This window comes from Paenisporosarcina sp. P5_A11 (genome assembly GCF_056400705.1).
This window is the reverse complement of record NZ_JBFUKT010000203.1, coordinates 1-5,373: the sequence shown is the minus strand read 5'-3', so window position 1 is coordinate 5,373 and position 5,373 is coordinate 1. Positions and strand designations below refer to the sequence as shown.

General features: G+C 34.7%; 7 protein-coding genes. 4 read left to right on the top strand and 3 right to left on the bottom strand.

The window, feature by feature from the left end:
* The coding region (gene bioB / locus AC1DOS_RS17605; protein ID WP_477538546.1) for a biotin synthase BioB at window positions 1-993 on the top strand (993 nt) is incomplete at its 5' end.
* A 177-nt stretch (window positions 994-1,170) separates the two neighbouring features.
* Here the strand turns inward: bioB and AC1DOS_RS17600 are convergent.
* Together AC1DOS_RS17600 and AC1DOS_RS17595 are read right to left on the bottom strand one after the other, a co-directional pair.
* Window positions 1,171-1,467, bottom strand: coding sequence for a hypothetical protein (locus AC1DOS_RS17600; protein ID WP_477538545.1), 297 nt, complete (start codon window positions 1,465-1,467; stop codon window positions 1,171-1,173).
* Between the two features lie 107 nt (window positions 1,468-1,574).
* On the bottom strand, window positions 1,575-2,411 hold the full coding sequence (locus AC1DOS_RS17595; protein WP_477538548.1) for an alpha/beta fold hydrolase: 837 nt from the start codon (window positions 2,409-2,411) through the stop codon (window positions 1,575-1,577).
* Between the two features lie 190 nt (window positions 2,412-2,601).
* On the opposite strand from AC1DOS_RS17595, the gene AC1DOS_RS17590 reads away from it, so the two are divergent.
* The 3 genes from AC1DOS_RS17590 (at window position 2,602) to AC1DOS_RS17580 (ending at window position 5,165) form a co-directional block, all read left to right on the top strand.
* On the top strand, window positions 2,602-3,054 hold the full coding sequence (locus AC1DOS_RS17590) for a hypothetical protein (RefSeq protein WP_477538544.1): 453 nt from the start codon (window positions 2,602-2,604) through the stop codon (window positions 3,052-3,054).
* Between the two features lie 160 nt (window positions 3,055-3,214).
* Entirely contained in the window at window positions 3,215-4,477 is a 1,263-nt protein-coding gene (locus tag AC1DOS_RS17585) for a TraB/GumN family protein (RefSeq protein ID WP_477538543.1), read from the top strand.
* Entirely contained in the window at window positions 4,467-5,165 is a 699-nt protein-coding gene (locus tag AC1DOS_RS17580; protein ID WP_477538542.1) for a hypothetical protein, read from the top strand. The genes AC1DOS_RS17585 and AC1DOS_RS17580 overlap by 11 nt, the downstream gene beginning before the upstream one ends.
* 121 nt (window positions 5,166-5,286) lie before the next feature.
* Here AC1DOS_RS17580 and AC1DOS_RS17575 read toward each other — a convergent pair.
* Window positions 5,287-5,373 (bottom strand): IS3 family transposase (locus tag AC1DOS_RS17575; protein ID WP_477538547.1); only part of this gene is annotated, 87 nt, incomplete at its 5' end.

Below are 5,373 nucleotides of genomic sequence, written 5' to 3'. Positions count from 1 at the left end.
ATGGAACTTGCAGATCGAGTATTAGATGAAGTGGAAATAACAAATCTAGAGGCAGTTTCAATCTTAGAATGTCCAGATGACGATGTACTGTTACTTATGCATGCTGCTTTTAAAATTAGAAAGCGCTATTATGGCAAAAAAGTGAAGCTTAATATGATTATTAATACAAAGTCAGGACTGTGTCCGGAAAACTGTGGTTACTGCTCTCAGTCTTCTATTTCGACAGCACCAATTGAAACTTACAGAATGGTTAATAAGGATACTATTCTAGAAGGGGCAAAGCGTGCACATGAATTAAACATAGGAACATACTGTATTGTGGCAAGTGGAAGAGGGCCATCTAATAGAGATGTCAATCATGTGGTGGATGCGGTTAAAGAAATAAAGGACACCTACGGATTAAAAATTTGTGCATGTCTTGGGCTGTTAAAACCAGAACAAGCTATTCGTCTAAAAGAAGCTGGGGTAGATCGTTACAATCATAATATCAATACATCCGCTAGCAATCATTCAAATATTACAACTTCACATACATATGATGATCGTGTCAAAACAGTAGAGACGGTAAAAGAATCTGGAATGTCCCCATGTTCAGGTGTCATTGTAGGGATGAGGGAAACAAAGCAAGATGTGGTCGATATGGCTAACAGTTTAAAAGCCCTTGATGCGGATTCGATTCCAGTTAATTTTTTACATGCGATTGATGGTACGCTATTAGAAGGAGTAAAAGATTTAAATCCACTTTATTGTTTAAAGGTTTTGGCGTTATTCCGTTTTATTAATCCAACAAAAGAAATTCGAATTTCAGGGGGACGAGAAGTTAACCTTCGTTCATTACAGCCATTGGGGCTATATGCGGCCAATTCAATCTTCGTAGGTGATTATTTAACAACGTCTGGGCAAGAAGAAAGTGAAGACCATAAAATGTTACTCGATTTAGGATTTGAGGTAGAGTCTGTAGAAGAAATGAAAGCAAGCCTTGTGGGAAATTAAAAGGGGAAAATGTTTCAAGGATTTATAAACCTGCAAGTTAGTTGATCGTTTGGTGTTTAACCACCAAACGATCTTTTTTTGTAATTAAATGCTATTGTCTTTTTAATATTTCTAGTTCTTGTTGGTTATTTGCAAATAAAAAAGGGAACGTCCTTGAAGTGGAAGTTCCCTCATTATTCAACCAGGATAGGACTCTAAAAATTCTTCATGACTTATCGAAAAAATTCTTTGATAGTTAGCAACCGCATTAATTCTTTCGACAACACGAGGGTCTTCAGTCATATACAATTTCATTTGATGTATTTCATTATGGTTTTCCATGTAATGAGCTTCTATTTTGTCCATTGCATAGTGAAATAAAGTAATGATCTGCTCTTTTTTATTAGTACTAGGAATGACAACATAGTATACATATTCATCTCTTATTCCTAAATACTCCCCATGCTCGTCCTTATAATATTTAAATAATAACATTACCTAGCTCCTTAAACTTAATACCTTTATTGTAAGCATATTAAATACTTTTTATTCCTTCGTTTTCAGAGAGCGACTTCTACATGTAATTAATAAAGAAAAATTGCTTAGTTGAACCATTGCTTTCGTATCTCACTTACTACAACTTCGGGTTTATCCCAATGTAACATGTGGGTTGAATTCTCAATCAACTTGATCTGGCCAAGCGCTTTCTCTTTAAAAATATTTGAAGTAATTGTTCTTGCATCATTCATTTGTATTGGTAAAGTAGCCCTCAATAATAGTATTTGTGGTGGCAATTGTTCGTAAATGTCTTCAGTTTCATGCTTGTGCATGGCTAATATAATATGTTTTGCCGTTATTCCTCTTGCATGCCATCGTACTTTATTGTCCAATTCTATGCCTAAGTCTTTTACTGCCAATTCCAAAAGAGGTGACCACCTAGAGTAAGCTGCTTTTTCAGAGCTAAAGAAATCATTCCAGTTACTAAAAATGTACTCTTCGAAATCGTTTTCGTAATAGGTTATTTCTTGTTCCAAAGATTTTTCTCCACGACGTTTAGTCTGGTATCCACCATCTATGAGGATTGTTCCATTAACTCTCTTAGGGAATTCAATCAAATAATACAGAGCTACAAAACTTCCCCATGAATGAGATAAGAAATAAAATGTTTCAATTTCAAGAATATCTAAGATGCTATTAATCCATACAGCCAGTTTTGGATACTCATATTTTTCTGCTTCTAAGAAGGGAGGGGTCTTACCGTGTCCGGGAGCATCTATTGAAACAAATCGAAATTCTTCTTTGAATTCTTCAGCAATCTCAATAAAACTAAGTGCTGTGCTGCCTAAGCCATGAAGACAAAAAATCACAGGATTCCTCTTGTTACCCCATTCTGTAATATGTTTATCCATATCACCGTCATAAATAAAGTATCTTTTCATATCCATTAGATTGTAGCTACCTTCTTTAAGTTGGCTGTAAACCAAGCTTTTTCTATGAAGTATATTAGAATTTAAAATTAATTTCCAATTTAATGAAAATTTAGTTACTATTTAGACGGAGACTGTTTTCGGTAGGATAGTTAAAGAAGAATCATCAGTTTGAAACAACTGATAACGGAGGGCTGAAAGAGTGGACTTTAAAGATTTAATGGAATGGAAAGGTTATATTTATTTAAATCAACTGTTTGAACCTGAGGAAACTTCATTACAGATACTCATAGACAGATGCAAAGTTAGCAATGAAAGGGAAGACCTTAATTTAGGGGATAATATATTGATAGATTCATACTCTATTGACGTTGACGAAGATTCACCAATAATTCAAATGGATTTTGAATCATATGTTGCGTATTCAGTCATCAATGAATCTTTTACAATAATGGACGAATATGAAGAATCACAAGGTGAACTATTTAGGATATTTACAAAGTCTAGATATTTGGATTTTGTAAAACTAGGGACCATCGCAGAGGCTATATTTCCTGATGAAAAATTTCTCCATTTTCAAATTCCTTGTCTCAACCATATTATAGACGTGATTTCATTTGAAAACCCAACAATATCTGAAGTAACAAGAAGTTAAATTAGTAGAATGTAGCTGGTGAAAAAATAGGTGATTAGGCTGCCGAAGCATATGGAGTGATTGCGTGAATAAATGTTTTATTCCAAATCGTGGAACTTTTTCTACCCCGATTCGTAAATAACACATAACAAAAGAAATAGACTAGAAAAGGGGAGAACTATTGCTTAACACATCAAAATACATACTACTATTAGGAATATTCATGATTTCTTCTACAGCTTGCTCACCAGCATCTGAAACGATAAAAATGGAAGAATTTTTTCAAGATAAAGCATTGGAAACATTTGTTCTAAAGGAACTTGATAGTAAAGATGTAAAGGTATCAAAAGATGATTTTGCATCTATTAAATCATTGGAAGCACCTGAAACAGGCATCACTGACCTTGAAGGAATTGAAAAATTAACCTCTCTTAATTACTTGGATGTTGCAGGTAATGATATCGACGATTTATCCCCTTTATTATCGTTAGAAAATTTATCAGAAGTTAACATAGGCGACGTTTATTTCACTGGTGATATGGAAGAATCTATCTGGAGTGTGCTGGAGAAACTTGAGAAAAAAGGAGTAGAGGTTCATGTTCGCTCGAGACTGTCATTCAAGGAACACGATGGTCCTTCAGAAGGTGTCTTTTACCGAGTTCAAAAAGATAATCAAACAGTGTATTTACTAGGATCCATTCATATAGGAGAACAAACCATGTATCCACTTAACAATAAGATTGATGTCGCATTTGAGGAAGCCGATCATTTAGCTGTTGAAGTAGATATAGAGAATCTTGATCAACTTGAAGTCTCGCAGACCATGATGCAGCAAGGAGTGTATCAAGATGGCACTGCCCTCTCTGACGTTCTAGAAGAGAAGGTTTTCAATGAAGTAGTTGGCTATTTATCAGAGTTGGGCTTGACTGAAGAAATGATCAATCAATTTCAACCATGGCTTGTTTCGATGATGCTCTCTGAAGTAGCTTTAGGAAAATCAGATTTGACTGGTGATGATGGGGTAGACAAACACTTCCTTATGAGTGCAAATAAAAACAATATACCAATCATAAGTCTGGAATCTATCGAAAGTCAGATTGCATCGATTAGTTCAGCCCCTGAAGAGGAGCAAATCGAAAGTCTGGAATTGACACTGGACTCAATGGATATATATGAAGATGAATTAACCCAATTGATTCGTGTTTGGCGTTCAGGCAACACAGACGCGGTAGCTCAAATGAGAGATATGGAGGAAGGGTCTGATCAATTAGCGATAGACGAAAGAGATTTATTGATGACCGATAAAATAGAAAAGTTTCTAAATGCAGATGACGAAGATACATATTTCGTCGTAGTAGGTGCCCTACACTTAGCCGGTGAAAACAGTATTATCGACTTACTTAAAACTCGAGGCTATTCAGTCGAGTCTCCTGATGAATTCTGAACGGACTAAAGAAGAAGATGAAAGGAGAAAAATGATTAATTTCGCTCTTAAATACGGAAGTATTGTAGCAAAACTTCCTCAAGAAGATATCGAAGAAACAATTCAAAAAGTAACCCAAATAGTTTGTAAGAAATATGCTTTAATTAAAGMAAATGAACTTGTAAAAAATAATAATCACTTCACGGACTACATTTCTTCACGTTTTAATGAATGGGAAACGGAGCGTCATAATTACTGGATTCCAGTCTTTAGAAAATTAAAGGTACCATATATAATAGGCTATAATCTTCTTCCTGATTTTAATGGAGATTTGTATATGTGTATTGATTTAACAGATTTTATAGAAATATCCTCACAATATAAAAAAGGAGCTATAAAAATGAAAAATATTAAAGATAATAAACCAGTAGATGGGACCATAATTGGTGAATTAACAGAAGAGGAAATTCAGAGTGTTATAGATCATCAAGTAAAAGAAGCCTCTTTGGATTCAACAACATTACAATGCTCATCCATTGATGAGTTAGATCGTTTCTTAGCTAAAGTAGAGAGTATTCAGAGATTAAAATACGATGTTTGGTTACCAATTCACAAACGGTTTAATGCTTCATGGGAATGGGATCTTAGATGTGATTATGCAACTGGAAATGTCTATGTAGTCAATTATGACAACGAGGATGATGAATAGATTTTGATGACATTACAAGTGATGGATTGTTTAACGTCATGAATTAATGAGGTGCTTAAATAGTTAATTAGTGAGGCTGCCTATAATGAAGTGACCCCATAAAGTTAGACAGTATATTTCGTTAGGCTGCTTTTTCGGCATGTTCCCGGTATCTTACCGGGCTCATGCCTTTTAATTTGGACTTAATCCGTTTGTGGTTGTAGTAAGT